Raw genomic sequence first — 21,546 nt, 5'->3', positions numbered from 1 at the left:
ACGTTCGGAGCGCGGCCATATGACCGAACGATCGCTCCATCTGAACACTGTCCCACCGCGCGGAGACAGTGTCAAAGTTCGACGTGACGACCACAATTCTCCTGCTACTTGTCACGCCTGTTCAGCTATTCTGAACATTATGCGAAATGAGGCGGAGGACGCCGCACCGCACACGTCGATTCGCCGCGCGCGCCGCGCGGCGGGCCTGTCGCTGCGAGAAGTCGCCCGCAGACTCCAAGTGAGCCCCGCGACGCTCAGCGCCGTGGAGACGGGGAAGACCGGAATCTCGATCGCCCGGCTCACGCGCCTGGCCGACGTGCTCGGTGTGCCCGTCACCCAGTTGCTCGGCGCTACGCCCGCCGCGGCCCGCCCGATCGCCGCCCCGGCCGAACCGGTTTCCACCGCGCACGGCCCCTGGCGAGAATTCGCGCCGTTGGAACTCGACCCGGTGCTGTCCGCCGCCCTCGCCTCGTTCGTCGAGATCGGCTACCACGGGACGACTGTGCGCGCCCTCGCCCGGCGGGCGGGCACCAGCGTCCCCGGTCTTTACCACCACTACCGGGACAAGCACGACCTGCTGGTCCGCATCCTCGACCTGACCATGGACGAACTGCACTGGCGAGTGCGGGCGGCGCGCGCCGAGGGCCGCGACAGCATCCACCGGGTGCGCCTGATCGTCGAAGCCCTGGCCCTGTTCCACACCCACCGGCGCGAGCTCGGCTTCATCGGCGCCAGCGAGATGCGCAGCCTCTCGCCGGGTGAACGTGCCCGGATCGCTCGCTCTCGCCGCGATATCCAGGCCATCCTCGACGACGCGATCGCGCGGGCCCGTGCCGAGGGCCGAATCGCCACCCGCGACACCCGCGCCGCGGGGCGTGCCATCGCCACCATGTGCACCGCCATCCCGCAATGGTTCCGCGAGTCGGGCCCCGCGACACCGGAGGAAGTGGCCGCCCAGTACGGCCATTTCGCGCTGGGCGTGCTCGGAGTGGATCCGGCGGATGAGCGCGCGCAGTACACCTAGGTGGTGATCGGCTCCACCTTGGGGAACCGACCCCCACTCTCGGGGGCCTGCTGCCGGTGGCCGACAAGGCGGAAAGTTGAACACGTCACCGCCAGCGAACCGGAGCCGCTCATGTCGATCCGCACCACCATCCCCCCCGTGGCGGAACGGCGTGTCACGGTCTCGACCGCGGACGGCGTCGCTCTCGCGGTTCGCGAGTACGGTCCGCGCGACGCCGACCGCACCGTCGTCCTCTTGCACGGCCATTGCCTGCGCAGCGAGTCCTGGACCTACGTTCGCGACGCGCTGCTGCGCCGATACCCCGGCGCCCGGGTGGTCTGCTACGACCACCGCGGCCATGGTGACTCGGCGGTGGCGTCCCGGAAGACCCACAACCTCGAGCAGCTCGGGCGCGACCTGCGCGACGTGCTCGACGCGGTCGCCCCCACCGGACCGGTCGTGCTCGTCGGCCACTCGATGGGCGGCATGACCGTGCTGACCTACGCCGCCCAGCACCCACACGAGATCGGCACTCGCGTCACGGGCGTCGCGCTCCTGGCGACCGCCGCGAGCGGGCTCGCCGACGCGGGCTTCGGCCGGCTCCTGCGCAACCCGGTCGTCTCCGCGTTCCAGGCGGCCGTCCGCCGGGCCCCTGGCCTGATGCACCACGCGAAACTTCTGGCCTGCAAACTCTTCGCCCCCGTCATCCGCACCGCCGAATTCGGCGATCGCAAGGTCAGCCCGCGAGTGCTGGCGCTGGCCAACGCGATGCGCAACGAGACGCCGATCGTCACGATGGCGAGCTTCCTCAGCGAATTCATGGTCTACGACCGGACCGACGCGCTCGCGGTTCTCTCGCGGATTCCCACGCTGGTGCTGTGTGGCTCCGGCGACCTGATGACGCCGCCGTCGCATTCCATCGCGATGGCCGCGGCCGTCGAGTACTCCGACTTCGTGCTGGTCGAGGGCGCCGGGCACTCGGTGATTCTCGAGCAGCCCGGCCGGGTGGCCGACGCCATCGCCCGCCTGATGACGCGAGCGGCGGATACCGGCCGAGTCACGGCCGCTCCCCTCACGCTCGTCGCCTAGCTCCCGCGAACGCGGCCGGTCACACGTAGCGTTCGCGGAGTTTGCCCTTCACCAGCTTGCCGGTGGGGGTGCGCGGCAGGTCGTCGGCGAAGTCGAAACTCCGGGGCACCTTGTAGTGCGCGATGCGGTCGCGTAGATAGTCGCGCAGTTCCGCGGCGAGCGCGGGGCCGGCATCGGCGCCCGGCGCCGCTTGGACGACGGCCTTGACGGATTCACCCATCTCCGCGTCGGGCACGCCGATCACGGCCACGTCCAGCACCTTCGGATGCAGGGCGAGCGCGTCCTCGACCTCCTGCGGATAGATGTTGACGCCCCCGGAGATGATCATGAACGCTTTGCGGTCGGTGAGGAACAGATAGCTCTCCTCGTCGACGTAGCCGATGTCGCCGGTGGTGGTCCATGTCGGACGGTGGGGGTGGACCGCCTCGGCCGTCTTCGCGGGATCGTTGTGATAGGCGAAGGGAACCTCGTCGCGTTCGAAGTAGACGGTGCCGACCTCGCCGACGGGAAGTTCCGCACCGTCGTCGCCGCACACCCGGATCGTCCCCAGACCGGCCTTGCCGACCGAGCCCGGCTTGCGCAGCCACTGGTCGCTGTCGATGAAGGTCGCGCCGTTGGCCTCGGTCGAGGCGTAGTACTCGTGCAGGATCGGGCCCCACCAGTCGATCATCGCCCGTTTCACGTCGACGGGGCACGGGGCGGCGGCGTGTACGGCGACCCGCAGGCTGGACACGTCGTAGCGGGCGCGCACGGCCTCGTCGAGTTTCAGCATCCGGACGAACATGGTCGGCACCCACTGGCTGTGGGTGACGCGGTAGCGCTCGATCGCGGCCAATGCCTGCTCGGCGTCGAATTTCTCCATCACCACGAGCGTGCCGCCGAGCGCGTGGACCACGCCGCCGAAGCGCAGCGGTGCGGCGTGATAGAGCGGGGCGGGAGACAGGTAGACGGTCTCGGGGCCGAATCCGTAGAGCGGACCGAAGATCGCGGTGTAGGTGTCGCCGGGTGCGTCGCCCACCTGCCGGTCCGGCAGCGGCTGCTTGATGCCCTTGGGACGTCCGGTGGTACCGGAGGAATAGAGCATGTCCGCGCCGCGCGGCTGGTCCGGCAGCGGTTCGGGGGAGGCGGCCGCCCGGGCGTCCTCGTAGGACTTGTATCCCGGTACGTGGCCGCCGAAGGCCAGCCGGATCTCGACCGCCGGGGTCTGCGCGACGATCTGCTCGGCGGCATCGGCGAGACCGGCCGACACGATCAGTGCCCGCGCTCCGCAATCGTTCACGATGTAGCTGATCTCGCTCGGCGACAGATGCCGGTTCACCGCGGTGATGTAAAGCCCAGTTCGCAGTGCTGCCCAATAGACCTCGTAGATCTTCGGGTCGTTTCCGGACAGCAGGGCGACGTGATCGCCCTTGCGGAGCCCCGCGTCGTACAGGTGCCGGGCGAGCCGAACCGAGTTCTCCTCGAGTTCTCGGTAGGTCAGCACTTCGCCGCTCTCGGCGAGAACAACCGCGGGTTTTTCGGGGAATCGGTCGACGTGTGCGCCGGGGTACATGCGGCTCCTCGGTGGAACGGAGCGGTCGACGTTCGATCGCCCGGCCTGCACGGGGCTCCGGATCCACGGCCGCGCCGGCATCCCTGATCTCCCGTCGAGCGGTTGCTCTGCCACCGTACGATAACTGAAAGTAAACGGCGGTTCTGGTCTATTCGAGAGAATTCATGGTGCGTGCCGCGGCCGTCACCGCACCACCTGGCCGGACGGCCACACGAAGAGTCGCCGCCCGGGATTGAGACAGGTCAGCGCGGGTAGTTCGATCCGACGACCAAGGAGGGCTGCCATGCCGCACGAGCAAGACACCGACGACGAGAAGGACAGGAAGCGGCCGAAGGGCGTCGCACCGGGCCCGACCGATCAGGGCCGCAACGGTGGTATGGCGACTCGGGAGGTCGCGCCGGAGGTCGCCGCCCCGGATGACGACGAGCAGGAACCGCGCCGATGAGTTCGTCGGCCGCGTGTCGTCTTATCCGTTATGACTACACCCACAATCGGAAGTCTGTTGTTGTCCAGCACCGATCCGGCCCGCCTGCGTGATTGGTACGCGGCGGCCTTCGCACCGAAGGTCGACCGTACGCCCGGCGAGCCCGCCTACGATGTCCTGGACTTCGGCGGTTTCTACCTGATGATCGACAGCCGCGACGATGTCGGGCCGGCGAACCCCGAACCGGGCCGGGTGATCCTGAACGTCGAAGTGGACGACGCCCGGGCGGTGGCGGGTCGCATCGATGACCTCGGCGGGAAATGGCTCGCCGAACTCGACGATCGCGACGGCAGCCTGTTCGCCACCGCGATCGACCCGGATGGCAATTACGTGCAACTCGTGCAGCTGAGCCCGCAGCACCGGGCCGAGATGACCGACAGGGGCTAGTGATGCTCACCGACAGCAACGCGTTCAGTGGATTCTCGGTGGACGACATCGGCGCGGCCGAGAAGTTCTACGCCGAGACGCTGGGGATACGGGTCGCCGAGGAGAACGGGATGCTCCAGCTCCACCTCGGCGGTGGGGCCACGGTCCTGGTGTACCCGAAACCGGACCACACGCCCGCGACCTTCACCGTGCTGAACTTCCCGGTCCCCGATATCGAGGCGGCCGTCGACGAACTCACCCGCCGCGGCGTGCGCTTCGAACGCTACGAATTCGCCGAGCAGGACGAGAAAGGCATTCACCGCGGTGGCGGTCCCTTGATCGCCTGGTTCACCGACCCCGCGGGCAACGTCCTGTCCGTCCTGCAGCAGTAGCGCTCGGACCGAGGTACGCGGTATCTCGGCGGGCGGATCGGCCCGGCGGGTCGGCGTCGCTTCCCGTGCGACGCCGCCCGCCGGGGCCGATCAGGCGCCGCGGCCGGTGCGCTGCTGGAGTTCGTCGATCAGCTGCGACGCTTCCGCCTTGGTCAGCTTCTCTGGCACCTCAGCACCCGCCTCCTGGGCCAGGGTGTGCAGGTAGGACTCCTGTGGGCCGGTCATCGGCTCGTCGCCGGTGGTCCACTGATCCGGATCCTTCTCCGGTTTCGGCTGCACCATCGCCACTCCTCCCGCTCGACAGAACAAGTGTTCGACTCCCGGCTACCCGGATCGTGGCTGTTCAATCCCCGGTGGGGTCGAGCTGGTCAGCGCTGTCAGGGCGCATCCAAGACACTTGCCGGAACCCCGTAGGGCAGAAACCGCACCCGGCGGCGATCGTCGGTGTTGTCGCGATGCGCGCGCAACGCCTCCAGCTCGCTGGGAAAGACCTGGTCGACCCTGGCCTCGCCGGTGTCATCGATGGTGTAGATCGCCCACACCCCACTGCCGGTCTCACCGGTGGTCTCGCCCTCGGGTTTCGGTGGGCGTTGCGGTTGCGGCTGGACGAACTGACCGAACAGCGACGCCAGTGAACCGACGCCCGCGTGATCTATGCGATCCAGGTAGACGCCTGCTTTCCCGAGCAAATCGCGGAGTTCGGTTCCCGCCCCGCGCAGTGCGCGTTCGAAATCCTCCGGATCTATGCCGAAAGGCCCGTTGGTTGACATCGCATGTGCTCCTGGGGACGAGTTGGGCGCTACGTCCTCAGTGTGCTCGCGAAACGCCGAGTTCGCCACGCCGACCTCGCCGCCGCTGTGGCGCCGGGTTCCCTCCCTGACGTGTGCCGCGCGGCGGTGAAGGGGTGGACCGCTCCGGCCGATGATGCGCAGGTCGATGTCCTCGGTCACCAGCCTCGTCCCGGTCCAGGCGCCCGGTCCGCGGCCCCAGCCGCACCGAACAGGGCCGGCGGCCGTACCTCCGACGGCTCGGGGCTGGTGAGCCGATCCACGCCGGTGTGTCTCCGCGCAGGAAGTCGACGAGGGATTCGATCGGGATAGTGGCGCGCGTCCGGATCGGCGCCGAGGCAATGGTCCGCTGTCGCACTTGCGGTCGCGCCCCCTCGAATAAAGCACCGTGGCAAATGGATTGGCTGCGAGCACGGCGGGTATGTCGAGCGCGAACGCACGCTCATTCGTGAGCAGCTGGACTGGATGAAAGGAACAACGCAATGCTCGGACTCGGAATACTCGGCTGGATCATCATCGGTGGATTGGCGGGTTGGATCGCCAGCAAGATCATGAAAACCGATGCCCAGCAGGGCATTTTGCTCAACATCGTCGTCGGCGTCATCGGTGGGTTGCTCGGCGGGTTCCTGCTGAAGCTGCTGGGGGTGGATGTCGAAGGCGGAGGACTGTGGTTCAGCTTCTTCACCTGCCTGGGCGGCGCGGTGGTCCTGCTGTTCCTGGTCGGGCTGGTGACCGGGCGACGCGGCGCATTGCGCTGATCTCCCGTGCGCGCCCGGGGTAGCCGCACAAGGGTGACGGCTACCCCGGGCGACTGCGTTCCCGCCGCTGCCGATCCATCCCGGGCTGTGCCGGTCCTCTTTTCTGGTGGGTATCCAGGTGGACCGGGGCGACTCGGATCAGCCGGCTCCCTCGCCACGGCGCGGTAGGGGTTTTCCCGCGCTATCACCAGGGTTGGCAATTGACAATGTCTTTCAGCGCACTTACGGTGGCCCACCTGACATTCGGCTGAAACAGGTTGTGCGCGAACAGGAGCCATGCATGCCGGTACCCGGTTTGACGCGCAGATCGTTTTTGCGCGCGGCGGGTTCCGGCGCGGCGGCCCTCTCCGCCGCGGCCTGTACCGGATTCTCGACCAGCGGCGACGGCGGAATGATTTTCCTGTCCACGCAGTTCCGGCCCGCCGACGAGGCCGAGCGGTTCCGCGGTCTGCTCGCCGATGCCGCACCCGGCGTCGGCTACGTGACCATCGAGGAGAGCCCGTTCGCGAGCCAGGTGCGTAGCCAAGTCCATGCGGGCGCGACGCAGATCGGCCTGCTGGGCGGCCTGCACGGCGACATCGCGCCGCTCGCCGACGGCTATCTGCAAGACCTCAGCGGCTTCCTCGCCGACCTCGGCGCCCGCGGCTGGCCGGCCGACTACCTGGAGCTGGCCAGGGTGGGCACCGACCGCACGTGGTACATCCCGTGGGCGACAGCGAGTTATGTCCTCGCCGCTCACGCGGATGCGCTCGAGCACCTGCCCTCGGGCGCCGATGCCGCGTCGCTGTCCTATGACCAGTTCCTCGACTGGGCCATCGCCGCGCGCCGCGCCAATGGCAATCGCCCTGTGCTCGGCCTGCCCGCGGGCCCCAAGGGCCTGCTGCACCGGTTCGTCCAAGGGTTCCTGCTGCCTTCCTTCACCGGCGGGCAGATCACCACCTTCCGCTCGAACGAGGCCGTGACGGCATGGCGGTATCTGCGTGAGCTGTGGGCGAATTGCGCCCCGGCGAGCACGAACTTCGACTTCATGCAGGAGTCGTTGGACAGCGGCGAGGTGCGTCTGGCGTGGGACCACGTCGTGCGCCTCGTGCACGCCCCCGAGCGCGATCCGCACGATTGGCGGATGCTGCCCGCGCCCCGGGGTGCGCACGGCCTCGGCTACATGGCCGTGATCGCCGGACTCGCGATTCCCGCGGGCAGCTCGGACCCCGATCTGGCGCGGCGGACGATCGACACGCTCACCCGCCCGGAAACACAACTGCGACTGCTCCGTTCCAATGGCTTCTTCCCGGCCGTCGGCACGGCGATCCCGGGCGACCTGCCACCGGCCATCCAGCTCGAGGCCGACGCGGTGCGCAGGCAGCAGGAGGCGCCCGGTGCCATTCTGTCGTTGCCGCCGGTGGGTCTGGGCCAGCGCGAAGGCGAGGTGAGCAAGGTTTTCAAGGACAGCTTCCGCTCGATCGTGCTGGACGGGGCCGATATCCGCGCCACGCTGGACCGGCAGGCTCGGGTCCTGCAAAGCATCCTCGACGACGTGCGGGCGCCGTGCTGGGCTCCCGATCCCGCCGCCGACCTGTGCCGGGTGGGCTAGCCGTGATGTCCCGACCGCGCTCGCCGTGGATGCTGCTGCTGCCCTCGATCGTCCTGATGACGGCGCTGTTCGGCTGGCCGCTCGTGCAGGGCGTGCTGGAGGCGTTCCGTGGCGACCACGGCTTCACCCTCGCCAACTGGGAGCGCTTGTTCGCCGATCCCTATGTCCGGACCGCGCTGCGCAACACCCTCCTGCTGATCGTGATCGTGGTGCCGGTCCAACTCGCGCTCGCCGTCGGCATGGCGCTGCTCATGCAGGCGCGGCCGCGGTTCGCCGGCGGCCACTTCTACCTGTGGTGCCTGCCGCTGGCGATCTCCGAGCTGGCCGCGGGCCTGGTCTGGCTGTCCATCTTCGACAATCGCGGCTACCTGAACTCACTGCTGGTCGGCATCGGGGTCTCGGACGACGGAGTGCAGTGGCTCAGCTACCAGAACGCGGGCACCATGCTGCTCGCCGTGGTGGTCGCCGAGATCTGGCGCGCGACGTCCCTGGTGTTCGTGATCGTGGTGGCGGGCGTGCAGATGATCCCGCGGGACTACGACGAGGCCGCGCAGGTGTTCGGCGCGAATCTGTGGCAGCGGCTACGGCACGTGACGCTGCCGCTACTCGGGCCGAGCCTTCAGGTGGCGCTGATCCTGCGGACCATCCTCGCGCTGCAGGCGTTCGCCGTGGCACAGGCTCTGACCGGCCGGGACTTTCCCCTGCTGGTGGGTGAGACCTACGAGTGGTACGCGAATCTGCAGAATCCTGCGGTCGCCAGCGCTGTCTCGCTGATCGTGCTGGCGATCTCGCTCGCCACCGCGGTGTTCTACCTGCGGGCGGTCCGGCAGCCGGAGCAGGCGCGATGAGCCCCGGCAGCGCCGTGCGGCCACTGCCACCCATCGATCGCGCACCCTTGCGCAGGCGCCGCCGACGCGCGGTGTCGGTGCAGGTGGCCTGCTCGGCCGTGAGCCTGTTCATGGCGTTGCCGATCGTGCTCATCGGCTTGGCCGCGGTGTCCTCCCGCGAGGCGCTCAACGAATTCCCGAAGCGGCTGATCCCGAGAGATTTCTCCACCGAGACGCTGGTGTCGTTCTTCCGTGCCACGGGAACCGTCGAGGCACTGGGCAATTCGGTGCTGGTCGGCCTCTACACGGTGTTCTGGTCCTTGGTGATCGGCGCGCCCGCGGGATATGCGCTGGCGCGCCACGCCTTTCGCGGCAAAGACACCTACCAGGTCTTCATCCTGTTCGTGCGCGCGTTGCCGATCGTGGTGCTCTCGGTGCCTCTGGCCACGATGTTCCTGCGCTTCGAGATGTACGACACGGTGCTGGCCGTGACGCTGGTGCACACAACGCTCGCGTTGCCGACCACCGTGCTCATCACGGCGAGCATCTTCGTCGCGGTGCCCAGCGATCTGGAGGAGGCGGCGCAGGTGTTCGGATGCAGCCGCTGGCAGGCCGCGCGCCGGATCGTGGTGCCGCTCGCGCTTCCGGGGCTGGCCGCCTCGTCGATCTTCACGTTCGTCCTGTCGTGGAACGAGATCCTCGGCGCGACGATCGTGACACTGGGGCACCGCACGCTGCCCGCTCAGGTGCTCACGGCATTGGACGAGGCGTCGACCGCGTACCGCTTCGCCGGCGGTTTCGCGTTGATCATCCCGGCGCTGGTGTTCATCTTCGTCATGCGGCGCTACCTGGTGAACATGTGGGGTACGACGCTGCGATGACAGGGGTTCGCTGATGGCTGAAGTGGTTGTCCGGGATCTGGCGAAGACCTATCCCGGCGGCACGGCGCGTGCCACCGACGAGATCTCGCTGGAGATCTCCGACGGCGAGTTCATGGTGCTGCTCGGGCCGTCCGGCTGTGGCAAGACCACCTTGCTGCGCATGATCGCCGGGTTGGAGCTGCCGGACTCGGGACAGATCGTGATCGGCGGCAAAGACGTCACCTATCTCGAGCCGCGGCGGCGCAATCTGTCGATGGTGTTCCAGTCCTACGCCGTGTTCCCGAACAAGAAGGTCGCCGACAACATCGGCTTCGGCCTCCGCGTGCACGGCGTGCCGGCCGACGAGATCCGTCGCAAAGTCGCCTGGGCCGCGGAACTGTTGCAGCTGACCCCGTACCTGGACCGGTACCCGGCGCGGCTGTCGGGCGGGCAGCGCCAGCGCGTCGCGGTGGCGCGGGCGATCGTGATGGACGCCGACGTGCTGCTCATGGACGAGCCGCTGTCCAACCTGGACGCGCTGCTGCGGCTGTCGTTCCGGGCCGAGCTGAAAAGACTCGTCGCGGAACTGGGCACCACCACGATCTACGTCACCCACGACCAGGTCGAGGCGTTGTCGCTGGGCAATCGCGTCGCCGTGATGCGTGACGGGGCGATCGTCCAGTGCGGCCCGCCCACCGAGGTCTACGACGATCCGGCGACGGAATTCGTCGGCGGCTTCCTCGGCAGCCCGCCGATGAACTTCCTCACCGGCACAGTCCGCGCGTCGGAGGCGGGGTTGCGCATCGACCTCGGTGGGCAATCGCTCGACGTTCCCGCCGCGCTGTCGTCGTTCGAAGGCGAGACGCTGCGGCTCGGGATCCGCCCCGAGGCCATCGTGGTGACCGGCGAACCGGCGACCACGACGGTGCGGGGCGAACTCGAAGTGCTCGAGCCACTCGGCTCCTCGACCCTGCTCACCATCCGTGTCAGCGGGCAGTCGGTGAAAGTCCAAGCGCCACCCGGCTTCCGCGCCGACGAGGGCGGCCCCGCGAGTCTGTACCTGCCGCCCGAGGCATGCCGCTGGTACGACCCGGAGACCGGATTGCTCTTGCCGGTCAAGTGATCACCGGACTTCCTCGGCGGCGGCCTGGTTCGGTCTGCGCCCGGCACCGGCGACCGACTCTTCGGTGGTCAGGCCGGAACCCGGTCCGCGGCGAGGAAATCGTCGACGAAGCCCAGCGCCCGGTTTTCCAAGGCCGCGTAGTGAGCTTCCCGGACCGCGCCGGTGAGGGCTGCGTCGAACAACAGATTGCCCGCGGCGTCCAAGCGCTGCCGCTTTTCTTCCGCGCCGGCCAACAGCCCCACCGACGACTGTGTGAGGCCGCAGTAGTAGGCGATACCGTCGTTGAGTTGCGCGCTCAGCGCATCCTGCATGAGTTCGACGACCGCGTCGTCGTCTGCCGCCCCCGCCAGGCCCAGCCACAGCATCCGCTTGCCCGCCAGCCGAGGTTTGCTGCGGCCGTAGGCGAATCCGTAGTTCCACACCCGATCGATCCAGCCCTTCAGAATCGCCGGGACCTGCATCCAGTACACCGGGAACACCGCGACGATCACGTCGGCGGCGAGAACGCGCCGCATATGGTTCTCGACCTCGGGAGAGTAGGCCTTCTCCCGGTTGCCCCAATCCGGGAGGTCGGCGGCGGTCATCCGGGGATCGAAGTTCTCGGCGTGCAGGTCGAGCAGGTCGATCCGGTAGCTGGCCGCGGTGAGCCGCTCGGTGGCCAGTTCGGCGATATGGGCGGTCAGCGAATCGGGCCGGGGGTGGGCGACGACGACCAGCGCGGTGCGGGTGGTCGCGGTGTCCACGGTCGGATTGTGCTGCACGGGGCCTCCTGTGGGTCCGGGGTTCCGGACGATCGGTTGTGCGGTTCGGGTTTCATTCCACACCCCGGGCAATGGACGATCTATGGGTAAAGATCTACATTCGATAGGAGTTCGTCTACTCTCGATGGTGTGGATCCATTGAGCAAACTGCTGGGCGGTATCCGTGCCGAGGGGGCCATGCTCACCACCGCGGTCTTGGAAGCGCCGTGGAGCATCCGGTTCGCCGACGAGGCACCGCTGACCATGGTCACCGTGCTGCGCGGTGGGGGAACACTGCTGCTGCCGGGCGGTCTCGAGCGTCGTATCACGGCCGGGGACACCGCGATCGTGCGTGGCCCGGAAGCGTTCGTCCTCGCCGACCGCGCGGATACTGTCGGCCGGCCGCACGAGGAATACGAGGTCGCCTGCTTCGCGCCGGACGCGAAATGCGATCCCGCGCTGGACAGCGGTCGCTGGGGCAACGACCCCGCCGGTGAGACCGCTCTGATCGTCGGCGCCTATCGGGCCACCGGCCGGCGCCACGAACGGCTGCTGCGTGCGGTACCGCCCGTCCTGGTCGTGACCGACGATGTGGAGGTGTGCGCGTGGATGGAGTCGATCGCCGCGGATGCGGCCCGGCGTCCGGCCGGAGCACAGGCGATGATGGACCGGCTGCTGGACTGGGCGCTGGTCTGCACGCTGCGCAACTGGTTCGAGGAGCTGGACGCCGACGCGCCCGGTTGGTATCGCGGGCCTGCCGATCCGGTGGTCGGGCCGGCGTTGGCGGCCATGCACGGAAAGCCTTCCGCCGGTTGGACGGTCGCGTCGCTGGCCGCCGAGGCGGGGGTGTCGCGGGCGCTGTTCGCACGGCGGTTCTCCGAGGTCATGGGGCAGTCGCCCCTGGCGTATCTCACCGAATGCCGGATGGACGAGGCGGAGGAACTACTGGCCGACCGGAGCCTCACTGTGGCGCAGGTGGCGAAGGCCGTCGGTTATGCGGACGCTTTCGGTTTCAGTGCGGCGTTCAAGCGACATCGGGGTATCCGCCCCAGCGATTTCCGCGCCACCGCCGACCTCGGAGCGTGAAAGGGCCTGCGTCGAGGCCGGCCCCGGAACGCAACGAGTCAGCGCCGAGGCCGCGGCCCGGGGATGGCCGAGAGCTACACGGCGGAACTCCAAGCCGGGGCTCGTGGGCGAAGGTTGCTGTCCTGCCGTGGGTGTAGGGCTGCTAGCCGTTGCCCGACGAGTCCTGGCCCGGTCCCACTTGGATGCCCACCACGCAGGTGTCGTCGTCGGTGTCGGCATCGCTACCGTCGAGCAATTCGTCCAGACGGTCGTCCAGGCTACCGGTGAGCTGGGCCGACGTCGCGAGTAGCCGTTCCACGCACTCGTCGAGCAGCCGATCCCGGCGCTCGATCAGCCCGTCGGTGTAGAGCAGGAGGGTGTCGTCGGGTTCCAGTTGGATTTCGGCTTCCTCGAACGTCGTTTCCGCCACAGCGCCGAGGAGCATCCCCGCCAGCATGGGCAGGCTGGACGCTCGGCCGTCGCGTATCAGCACCGGGGGTAAATGGCCGGCGCGGGCCCAGCGCAGCACCCGGGTGTGCGGGTCGTAGAGCCCGCAGATGGCGGTGGCGAAAATGTTGTCCGACAGGTGGTGGGCCACCTGGTTCAGCCACGTCAGCATCTGACCCGGGCCGGCGCCCGTCGCGGCGAGGCCGCGCAGGGCGTTGCGCAGCACGACCATGCCGGTGGCCGCCTTGATGCCGTGGCCGGTGATGTCGCCGACGGACACCAGGATCCGTTTGGAGGGCAGCACGACCGCGTCGTACCAGTCGCCGCCGACCGTGTGGTCCTGCTCGGCAGGTCGGTATCGCACCGCGATGCGCAGCCCGAACGCCTCGATGGACGGCTGCGCGTCCGGCATGATCGCCTGCTGGAGCTGGCGCGCCAGCTGGCTCTGTTCGGCGGCGTGCTGCTCGGTGTGCGCGAGCCGGTCGCGCGTCGCCGACAGCGCGACCTCGGTCCAGTGCTGCGCGGAGATGTCCTGATAGGCGCCGCGGATGGCGGCGAGGTGCCCCGCCTCCAGGACCGGTTCGGCGACGATCCGGATGTGCCGGGTCACGCCGTCCGGCCGGATCAGGCGGAAGGCGGTGGAGGCCGGACGGCGGTAGCGCAGCACGGTCCGCAGGAACCGCCCCACCGCATCGGCGTCGTCGTCGTGGACGTGCCCCGGCAACTGCGCGAGTGGAATCGGAGCCGCGGTCGGCGCCAGCCCGTAGAGAGCGAAAAGCTGGCTGCTCCACGTGATCTCGCCGGTGGCCGCGTTCTCCTCGAACCCGCCGACCCGGCCCAGGCGCTGCGCGTGTTGCAACAACGCCGCCAGCCGCACCGTCTCGTCCTCCACCCGCCATACGACGAGCACGGTGTCGCCATGGCGGCTGATGCTGAGCGCGGTCGAGACGGTCAGCGGCACCTGGTCGACCAGTTCGGTCAGCATCGCTCGGTCGGTGCGATAGGTCTCGCCGGTGGCGAAGACGTGCTCGATCCGCCCGAACAGCTGCCCCTCACCCGCGGCAAGCGGGTACGCCTCGAGCAGCAGCGCGCCGTTGACCAGGCCGCGGGGGCGTCCCGCCGGGTCGACGAAGCAGCTGTTGACGTGGTGGATGCAGAAATCGACGAGCGCGCCGTCGTCGTCGTGGTGGGGCAGCAGCACGAGCGCCGGGTCGAAAAGGCCGTCCGCGAGCCGCACGAGTTCGGCGACCTCGGGACGGACCGGTGCCCGCACCGAGGCCAGATCCGACTCCAGGGTGTGCGCGCACAGCTCGGCCAGCGCCTCCAACTGCCGGTGCACCTGCGGCGGCTGCGGCTCGAGCGGCCGCGGCCAGCACACCTCCAGCACGCCGACCACCTTGCCCCCGGCGCCCGCCGGAATCGCCGCGCGGCCGCCGTCGCGGTCACCGATCGACGGCAGCCCGGACCGGCCCAGGTCCGCTATCCACACCGGGTTGCGCTCTACCAGCGCCTGCCGGGCCGGGGTGGCCACGCCGGGCGGCACGTATCGCCATCGCTCGGCTTCGTGCGGGCCGATGCCGGCGAAACCCGCCAGGGTCAGCGATGCGTCGGCGCCCGCGGACCAGATCGCCACCGCCGTGGCGCCCAGCGGCGTCACGGCGTGCTCCAGCACCGACTCCGCCACGCGTTGCGTGTCGCCGGCGGCCAGCAGCCCGCTCTCGGCGGTGCGCAAACGCACAGCCGCCGATGGCTCCTCCGTCGTGGCGGTACGCAGCAGGAATTCCCCCACCACCGCGCTGACCTTGTCCTGAGCCGCCTGGTTGACCAGGTCGGCGGCCAACTCCAACGGAGTGATCCCCGCTTGCTCGGCGAGGGCCTCGAGCTGCCGCACCGCCTGCGCGGGCCCGCAGCGCAGCCGTTCGACCAGGACGCCCTTGGCCATCTCGATCAGCGCGCGTCCGTCGGCGGTCGCCTGAGCCTGCTGGATCTGCTGGCGCAACCGCTCCACGGTGGCCGCGAGGCGGTGGACGGTTGCCCCCGCGCCCGGAGGCTCGTTCGGTGTCGTCCCGGTCTGGGCGCCGGGGCTTTCCAGATCGGTCATCAGACACCCAGCCAGTGCTGGATGCACGTGATCAACGCGTCCGCGTCGACCGGCTTGGTGACGTAGTCGTTGGCACCCGAAGCGAGACTCTTCTCGCGGTCGCCCAGCATCGCCTTGGCCGTCACGGCGATGATCGGCAGGCTCTCGTACTGCGGCATCTCGCGGATCTTCGCCGTCGCGGTGTAGCCGTCCATCTCCGGCATCATCACGTCCATCAGGACCAGATCCGTCTCCGGGTGAGCGAGCAGCTTGTCGATGCCCTCGCGCCCGTCCTCGGCGTGCAGCACGCTCACGCCGTGCAGTTCGAGGATGCTGCTGAGCGCGAAGAGGTTGCGGGCGTCGTCGTCGATGATGAGCACCGTGCGGCCTTCGAGCTTGCCGTCGGGACGCTGCGGCGCGGCGGCAGGCGCGTCCTCGCGACGTACCAGGGGCACCATGTCGCCGGGCGCCTCGGCGGTGACGTGCAGGGCGATCCGTTCCCGCAGATCGTCCAGGCTGGACAACAACTCCAGCGGCTGGCGCGTGACGCGATGTTGCAGCACGCGTTCCTGCTCGGCATCGAGCCTGCGGTTGTGGACGAGGACCGGGACGCCGCTCAACGCTGCGTCTCCGTCCATCGTCTCCAAGAACCGCAGCGCGGCGCCGTCGGGCATGTCTATCTCGAGCACCACGCAGTGGAACGCTTCGGCAGCCAGCGCCGCCGCCGCCTCCTCCACCCCGACCGTGGTGACCACCTGGACCGGACCGCGCGGGTCGTTGCTGTCCGCCAGTTCGGCGACGGCGCTCTGCGCGACCAGCGACAGCAGGCCCTGCGGGCGTTCCTCCACGACCAGCAATCGGCGGTGCTGCTGGGGCGGGGCCGGAGCCGGAGTCTGCTCCGGGCGGCTGTCGGCCTGCTGCGCGTCCTCTCGCTCACGGGGCGGTGCGTCCTGGAAGTCCGGCCGGGCGACCGGGAGGTACAGCGTGAACGTGCTGCCCTGGCCGAGCGTGCTTTCGGCGCTGATGGCGCCGCCGAGCAGGTAGGCGATCTCGCGGCTGATCGACAGGCCGAGGCCGGTGCCGCCGTACTTGCGGCTGGTCGTGCCGTCGGCCTGCTGGAACGCGCCGAAGATCGACTCAAGCTGGTGTTCGGCGATGCCGATACCGGTGTCGATCACCCGGAACGCGACGGCAGGGCCGTGCTGGCGAACGGCGGCGGGCAGCTCGCTCGCCTCCGCGGGCTCGATCCGCAGCTGCACCGACCCGGTCTCGGTGAACTTCACCGCGTTGGACAGCAGGTTGCGCAGCACCTGCCGCAGCCGGGAGTCGTCGGTGAGCAGGTCGACCGGCAGGCCGGGCGAAGTCGTGACCCGGAAGCGGAGACTCTTCTGGGTGGTCATCGGCCGGAAGGTGGCCTCGACGTAGTCCAGCAGCTGACGCAGCGACACGCGCTCGGGCGTGAGGTCCATCTTGCCCGCCTCCACCTTGGACAGGTCGAGGATGTCGTTGATCAACTGCAGCAGGTCCGAGCCCGCCGAGTGGATGATGCCCGCGTACTCGACCTGCTTGGGCGTGAGGTTGCGGTTCGGGTTCTGGGCCAGCAGTTGCGCGAGGATCAGCAGACTGTTCAGCGGGGTGCGCAGTTCGTGGCTCATATTGGCCAGGAACTCCGACTTGTACTTCGAAGCGAGCGCGAGCTGCTGGGCCCGGGTCTCCAATTCCTGCCTGGCCTGCTCGATCTGGAGGTTCTTGGCTTCGATGTCGCGGTTCTGCATGGCCAGCAGAGCCGCCTTGTCCTCCAGTTCGGCATTGGATCGCTGGAGTTCTTCCTGCTGCACCTGCAACTCCTCCGAACGGGCTTGCAGTTCGGTGGTCAGGCGCTGGGACTCGACCAGCAGCTCGTCGGTGCGGGCGTTGGCGACGATGGTGTTGACGTTGACGCCCACCGTCTCCATCAGCTGGTCGAGGAAGTCCCGGTGGATGCGGGTGAAGCGGTGCAGTGTGGCCAGCTCGATCACCCCGAGGACCTGGTCCTCCACCACGATCGGCAGCATCAGCAGGTTGAGCGGCGCGGTCTGTCCCAGTCCGGAGGAGATGGTGACGTAGTCGCCGGGCACGTTGTCCACGGCGATCGTGCGGCGGCTGCGCGCGGCCTGGCCCACCAGGGACTGGCCGAAGGCGAACCGCGTCGGGCTGCCCGGTTCCTCCGGACTGCCGTAGGAACTGATCAGCCGCAGCTCCGGCTGCTCGTCGCTGTCATCGGCCAGGTAGAACGCGCCGAACTGCGCGGAGACCAGGGGCGCCAGCTCGTCCATGATCAACCCGGCCACCACATGCAGGTCTCGCTGTCCCTGCATGAGACCGGAGATGCGGGCCAGGTTGGTCTTCAACCAGTCCTGGTCCTGGTTGGCCATGGTGGTCTCGCGCAGCGACTCCACCATCGCGTTGATGTTGTCCTTCAACTCCGCGACCTCGCCGGAGGCCTCCACGGTGATGGAGCGGGTCAGGTCACCCTCGGCCACGGCGCTGGTGACCGCGGCGATCGCGCGGACCTGGCGGGTCAGGTTGCCCGCCAGCCCGTTGACGTTCTCGGTCAGCCGCTTCCACGTGCCCGAGACTCCCTCGACCTCGGCCTGCCCGCCCAGCCTGCCTTCCGACCCCACCTCGCGGGCGACGCGGGTCACCTCGGCCGCGAACGCGGACAGCTGGTCGACCATCGTGTTGATCGTGGTCTTCAACTCGAGGATCTCGCCGCGGGCGTCCACGTCGATCTTGCGGGTCAGATCGCCCTGCGCGACCGCGGTGGTGACCTGGGCGATGTTGCGGACCTGGTTGGTCAGGTTGTTCGCCATCGAGTTGACGTTGTCGGTCAGGTCCTTCCAGGTGCCCGCCACGTTCGGCACGCGGGCCTGGCCGCCGAGCATGCCCTCGGTGCCGACCTCGCGGGCGACGCGGGTGACCTCGTCGGCGAACGCCGACAGCGTGTCGACCATCGTGTTGATCACCCCGGCGAGCGCCGCGACCTCGCCCTTCGCCTCCACGGTGATCTTCTGGCTCAGATCACCGCGCGCCACCGCCGTGGCGACCTGAGCGATCGAACGCACCTGGCCGGTCAGGTTGGAGGCCATCACGTTGACGTTGTCGGTCAGGTCCTTCCAGGTGCCCGACACACCCCGCACCGTCGCCTGGCCGCCGAGGTTGCCCTCGGTGCCGACCTCGCGGGCGACGCGGGTGACCTCGTCGGCGAAGGCCGAGAGCTGATCGACCATCGTGTTGATGGTCTCCTTGAGTTCCAGGATCTCACCGCGGGCGTCCACCCGGATCTTCTGGCTCAGGTCGCCGCGGGCCACCGCGGTGGTGACCTGCGCGATCGAACGCACCTGCGCGGTGAGGTTGTCGGCCATGACATTGACCGACTCGGTGAGGTCCTTCCAGGTGCCGGAGACGCCCTTGACGTCCGCTTGACCGCCCAGCCTGCCCTCGGTGCCCACTTCGCGGGCGACGCGGGTGACCTCGTCGGCGAAGGCGGAGAGCTGGTCGACCATCGTGTTGATGGTGTTCTTCAACTCCAGGATCTCGCCGCGGGCGTCCACCCTGATCTTCTGGGACAGATCACCCTGGGCCACCGCGGTGGCGACCTGGGCGATCGAACGCACCTGGGCGGTCAGGTTGCCCGCCATGAAATTCACCGAGTCGGTGAGGTCCCGCCAGGTACCGGAGACACCCTTGACATCGGCCTGACCGCCGAGGGCGCCCTCCGTGCCCACCTCGCGCGACACCCGCGTCACCTCGTCGGCGAAGGACGACAGCTGATCGACCATCGTGTTGATGGTGTTCTTCAACTCCAAGATCTCGCCGCGGGCGCTCACCGTGATCTTCTGGCTCAAGTCGCCGCGCGCCACCGCGGTCGTCACCTGGGCGATGTTGCGGACCTGGTCGGTCAGGTTGCCCGCCATGAAGTTCACCGAGGCGGTGAGGTCACGCCACACACCGCCGACGCCGGGCACCTCCGCCTGACCGCCCAGCCTGCCCTCCGAACCCACTTCGCGCGCGACCCGGGTGACCTCGTCCGCGAACGCGGACAGCTGGTCCACCATCGTGTTGACGGTGTCCTTCAACTCCAGGATCTCACCGCGGGCGTCCACGTCGATCTTCTGGGAGAGGTCCCCCCGCGCCACGGCCGTCGCGACCTGGGCGATGTCGCGCACCTGACTGGTCAGGTTGCCCGCCATCGCGTTCACCGAGTCGGTCAGGTCCTTCCAGGTGCCGGACACGCCGGGCACATCGGCTTGACCACCCAGCCGCCCGTCCGTACCCACCTCGCGCGCGACGCGGGTGACCTCGGAGGTGAACAGCGACAGCTGATCCACCATGCCGTTGAACACCGTCGCGATCTCGCCGAGCAGCCCGTCGGCGTCCGTCGGTAGCCGGGTGCCGAAATCGCCGTCGCGCACCGCCGTCAATCCCGCCAGCAGTTGGCGCAACTCGACTTGGCCCGCGGCCGTCACTGCCTGCTCGGTTGCGGTGCGGGCAGCTGCCGCCGTATCCGTCATGCTCATCCTCGTTCTGCCCCACCCGATTCGGACGCGACACCGCGTACGACGGGTCGCTGACCATCGGTGCTGTGCTGGCTGCTGAACACGAAGACACCGGCGACTACGTCTGTGAAAGTATCATTGACGAAGCCCACTGTTCGGCATCCGGTTTTCGCCGGACCGGCTGCTATACGCCGCTGCCCGCAGCCGATGACGGCCCCGCTGAGACCGGTCGGCATCGAATGCCGATGCGGATCAAGGATGCTCAGGTGGGGACTGCTCGGTGTGGCGGTTGGCGAGGCCGTCGAGGATCAGATCGAGTCCGTAGGTGAATTCGTCGGCGTAGGCGTAGCCCGGAAGCAGGGCGTGGTCGGTCATGAGTTCGGTGAAGTGCGGATATTCGCCGGCGGGTATGGATCGTCGGATGCCCGCGGCGACCGATTCGAGGTCGGCAGCGCCTTCGAACGGCATGTTGACCTCTTGGAGGACGAATCCGTAGATGTAGCTGTCCAGGACCGACACGGTGTGCGCGGTCATGACGAGTGAGAAGCCCGCCTCGCGCAGCAGGCCGATCGCCGCGTCGTGATGGCGCAATGTCGCCGGACCGGGGGTGGCCCGCGATTCCATCAGGCCGACCGCCCACGGGTGCCGTCGCAACGCCGCCCGGAGCGAGACGGCGCGGTCCCGCAACGCGGTGCGCCAGCCGGCACTCCGATCGGGCGGATCGACCTCGTCGAACACGAGGTCGACCATGCCGTCGAGGATCTCGGACTTCCCGCCGAAGTGATGGTAGAGCGACATCGCCTCGACGCCGAGCCGATCGGCGATCTTGCGCATGGTCAAGCCGTGGACTCCCTGCTCGTCCGCGACCGCGACGGCGGCAGCCAGAACACGCTGCCGGGTCAATGGAATCCTTTGTTCCGCACCACTGTTCGCCTCGCCGGCCATATCGCTCCCACTCCGCACCCTTGACAACCTTATGACGTAAGCCTACCTTAGCTTGTAAGGCGACCTTATGTTGTAAGGGAGAGCGGAGTGGTCACCACAGATTCGAAGCCGGACCCCGCGGGCGCCGCTCGGATGCGGCGGGTCTGCATCGTCGGAGCCTCGGGGAAGCTCGGGCAGTACATGGTTCAGCACGCACTCGACCGCGGCTACGAGGTCACCGGTGTGTGCCGGGAACGCAGTGTCGGCAAACTCGATCGCTTCGGCGACCGGATCCGGGTGGTGCCGGGAGACACCGACGACCGCGCCGTGATCGCCCGCGCGGTCGAGGGCTGCGACGGGGTACTCACCGTGCTCGTCCCGTGGGGCATGCGGGATTACTCTTCGGGCACCGCTCGCGCCGTGCTCGACCACGCCGCGCCGCACGCTCGGCTGATCTTCTCGTGCGGTTGGCATATCACCCGCGACGGACGCGACCGCTACACCCGAGGTCTGCGCGTGTTCGTGGCGCTGTTCCGATTGGTCGGCCGGCTCACCCGCATCGCCGACCTCGATGACCAGGTGCGCGCCTGCGACCTGATATTCGCCAGCGACACCCGCTGGACCGTCGTGCGCGGCAGCGACCTCGAGGAAGGTCCCGGCCAGGGCCTGCCCATCTGGCGCGACCACGTGGGTGATCCCGCGCTCGCCGACAACCGCACCAGGCGAACCGATTTCGCGTTGTTCATGGTCGAAGCCCTCACCGACGACGCGCTCGTGCACCGCGCCCCCGCCATCGTCGGCCGCAACACCCCCGCCGCCGTCGCGCACTCGACAGCACAACGGTGACGCCTGCTGGTCGCTGACCAGGACCTTTCCGGGCGGCCGGGCGGAGGGATCGACACCCCGCCCGGACCGCATA

The 21,546-nt window shown here is 68.7% G+C and carries 19 protein-coding genes; 12 read left to right on the top strand and 7 right to left on the bottom strand.

The annotated features are described in order from the left end of the window. Positions 1-139: 139 nt before the first annotated feature. Positions 140-1,024 (top strand): TetR-type transcription factor C-terminal domain-containing protein, encoded by an 885-nt coding sequence (locus HOV91_RS13510; protein WP_174185724.1) that lies wholly within the window; start codon positions 140-142, stop codon positions 1,022-1,024. 111 nt (positions 1,025-1,135) lie between these two features. Further along, positions 1,136-2,092, top strand: coding sequence for an alpha/beta fold hydrolase (locus tag HOV91_RS13505; RefSeq protein ID WP_174185723.1), 957 nt, complete (start codon positions 1,136-1,138; stop codon positions 2,090-2,092). 19 nt (positions 2,093-2,111) lie between these two features. Here the strand turns inward: HOV91_RS13505 and HOV91_RS13500 are convergent, their stop codons facing one another. Continuing rightward, a complete protein-coding gene (locus tag HOV91_RS13500) occupies positions 2,112-3,644 on the bottom strand; it encodes an acyl-CoA synthetase (protein WP_174185722.1) in 1,533 nt (510 codons plus the stop codon). 283 nt (positions 3,645-3,927) lie between these two features. On the opposite strand from HOV91_RS13500, the gene HOV91_RS13495 reads away from it, so the two are divergent. The 3 genes from HOV91_RS13495 to HOV91_RS13485 are packed head-to-tail and all read left to right on the top strand — an operon-like array spanning position 3,928 to position 4,886. Next, on the top strand, positions 3,928-4,089 hold the full coding sequence (locus tag HOV91_RS13495) for a hypothetical protein (RefSeq protein ID WP_174185721.1): 162 nt from the start codon (positions 3,928-3,930) through the stop codon (positions 4,087-4,089). Positions 4,090-4,119: 30 nt separating this feature from the next. After that, entirely contained in the window at positions 4,120-4,515 is a 396-nt protein-coding gene (locus HOV91_RS13490; protein WP_174185720.1) for a VOC family protein, read from the top strand. Positions 4,516-4,517: 2 nt separating this feature from the next. Further along, positions 4,518-4,886, top strand: coding sequence for a VOC family protein (locus tag HOV91_RS13485; protein ID WP_174185719.1), 369 nt, complete (start codon positions 4,518-4,520; stop codon positions 4,884-4,886). Positions 4,887-4,976: 90 nt separating this feature from the next. On the opposite strand, the gene HOV91_RS13480 is transcribed toward HOV91_RS13485, so the two are convergent. Then, complete coding sequence (locus tag HOV91_RS13480) at positions 4,977-5,168, bottom strand: DUF3072 domain-containing protein (RefSeq protein WP_174185718.1); 192 nt, start codon at positions 5,166-5,168, stop codon at positions 4,977-4,979. 95 nt (positions 5,169-5,263) lie between these two features. Beyond that, complete coding sequence (locus HOV91_RS13475; protein WP_174185717.1) at positions 5,264-5,656, bottom strand: Rv0313 family protein; 393 nt, start codon at positions 5,654-5,656, stop codon at positions 5,264-5,266. A gap of 500 nt (positions 5,657-6,156) precedes the next feature. On the opposite strand from HOV91_RS13475, the gene HOV91_RS13470 reads away from it, so the two are divergent. From HOV91_RS13470 to HOV91_RS13450, 5 genes are all read left to right on the top strand, one after another. Then, positions 6,157-6,432 (top strand): GlsB/YeaQ/YmgE family stress response membrane protein, encoded by a 276-nt coding sequence (locus HOV91_RS13470; protein WP_174185716.1) that lies wholly within the window; start codon positions 6,157-6,159, stop codon positions 6,430-6,432. A 280-nt stretch (positions 6,433-6,712) separates the two neighbouring features. After that, a complete protein-coding gene (locus HOV91_RS13465; RefSeq protein ID WP_174185715.1) occupies positions 6,713-8,023 on the top strand; it encodes an ABC transporter substrate-binding protein in 1,311 nt (436 codons plus the stop codon). Between the two features lie 5 nt (positions 8,024-8,028). After that, on the top strand, positions 8,029-8,871 hold the full coding sequence (locus HOV91_RS13460) for a carbohydrate ABC transporter permease (RefSeq protein WP_174185714.1): 843 nt from the start codon (positions 8,029-8,031) through the stop codon (positions 8,869-8,871). Continuing rightward, entirely contained in the window at positions 8,868-9,731 is an 864-nt protein-coding gene (locus HOV91_RS13455; protein WP_174185713.1) for a carbohydrate ABC transporter permease, read from the top strand. Before HOV91_RS13460 ends, HOV91_RS13455 begins: the two co-directional genes overlap by 4 nt. A 13-nt stretch (positions 9,732-9,744) precedes the next feature. After that, a complete protein-coding gene (locus HOV91_RS13450) occupies positions 9,745-10,833 on the top strand; it encodes an ABC transporter ATP-binding protein (protein WP_174185712.1) in 1,089 nt (362 codons plus the stop codon). A 68-nt stretch (positions 10,834-10,901) separates the two neighbouring features. Here the strand turns inward: HOV91_RS13450 and HOV91_RS13445 are convergent, their stop codons facing one another. Beyond that, positions 10,902-11,594 carry an NAD(P)H oxidoreductase gene (locus HOV91_RS13445; RefSeq protein ID WP_174185711.1) on the bottom strand — a complete coding sequence of 231 codons (693 nt, stop codon included), beginning with the start codon at positions 11,592-11,594 and terminating at the stop codon, positions 10,902-10,904. A gap of 129 nt (positions 11,595-11,723) precedes the next feature. On the opposite strand from HOV91_RS13445, the gene HOV91_RS13440 reads away from it, so the two are divergent. After that, complete coding sequence (locus HOV91_RS13440; protein WP_312884594.1) at positions 11,724-12,659, top strand: AraC family transcriptional regulator; 936 nt, start codon at positions 11,724-11,726, stop codon at positions 12,657-12,659. A gap of 142 nt (positions 12,660-12,801) precedes the next feature. On the opposite strand, the gene HOV91_RS13435 is transcribed toward HOV91_RS13440, so the two are convergent. The 3 genes from HOV91_RS13435 to HOV91_RS13425 form a co-directional block, all read right to left on the bottom strand. Next, the gene (locus HOV91_RS13435) at positions 12,802-15,186 is read right to left on the bottom strand and encodes a SpoIIE family protein phosphatase (protein ID WP_174185710.1); all 2,385 of its coding nucleotides are present in this window, start codon (positions 15,184-15,186) and stop codon (positions 12,802-12,804) included. Next, on the bottom strand, positions 15,186-19,718 hold the full coding sequence (locus HOV91_RS13430) for a HAMP domain-containing hybrid sensor histidine kinase/response regulator (protein ID WP_174185709.1): 4,533 nt from the start codon (positions 19,716-19,718) through the stop codon (positions 15,186-15,188). Before HOV91_RS13430 ends, HOV91_RS13435 begins: the two co-directional genes overlap by 1 nt. A gap of 237 nt (positions 19,719-19,955) precedes the next feature. Continuing rightward, entirely contained in the window at positions 19,956-20,648 is a 693-nt protein-coding gene (locus HOV91_RS13425) for a TetR/AcrR family transcriptional regulator (RefSeq protein WP_174185744.1), read from the bottom strand. An 87-nt stretch (positions 20,649-20,735) separates the two neighbouring features. Here HOV91_RS13425 and HOV91_RS13420 point away from each other — a divergent pair, with 87 nt between their 5' ends. After that, positions 20,736-21,473 carry an NAD(P)-dependent oxidoreductase gene (locus HOV91_RS13420; RefSeq protein WP_312884593.1) on the top strand — a complete coding sequence of 246 codons (738 nt, stop codon included), beginning with the start codon at positions 20,736-20,738 and terminating at the stop codon, positions 21,471-21,473. Positions 21,474-21,546 lie beyond the last annotated feature (73 nt).

The organism is Nocardia barduliensis, from assembly GCF_013315795.1.
In the GTDB taxonomy this organism is placed as follows: domain Bacteria; phylum Actinomycetota; class Actinomycetes; order Mycobacteriales; family Mycobacteriaceae; genus Nocardia; species Nocardia barduliensis.
The sequence above is the reverse complement of the archived record's forward strand: the minus strand, read 5'-3'. Positions and strand labels throughout refer to the sequence as shown.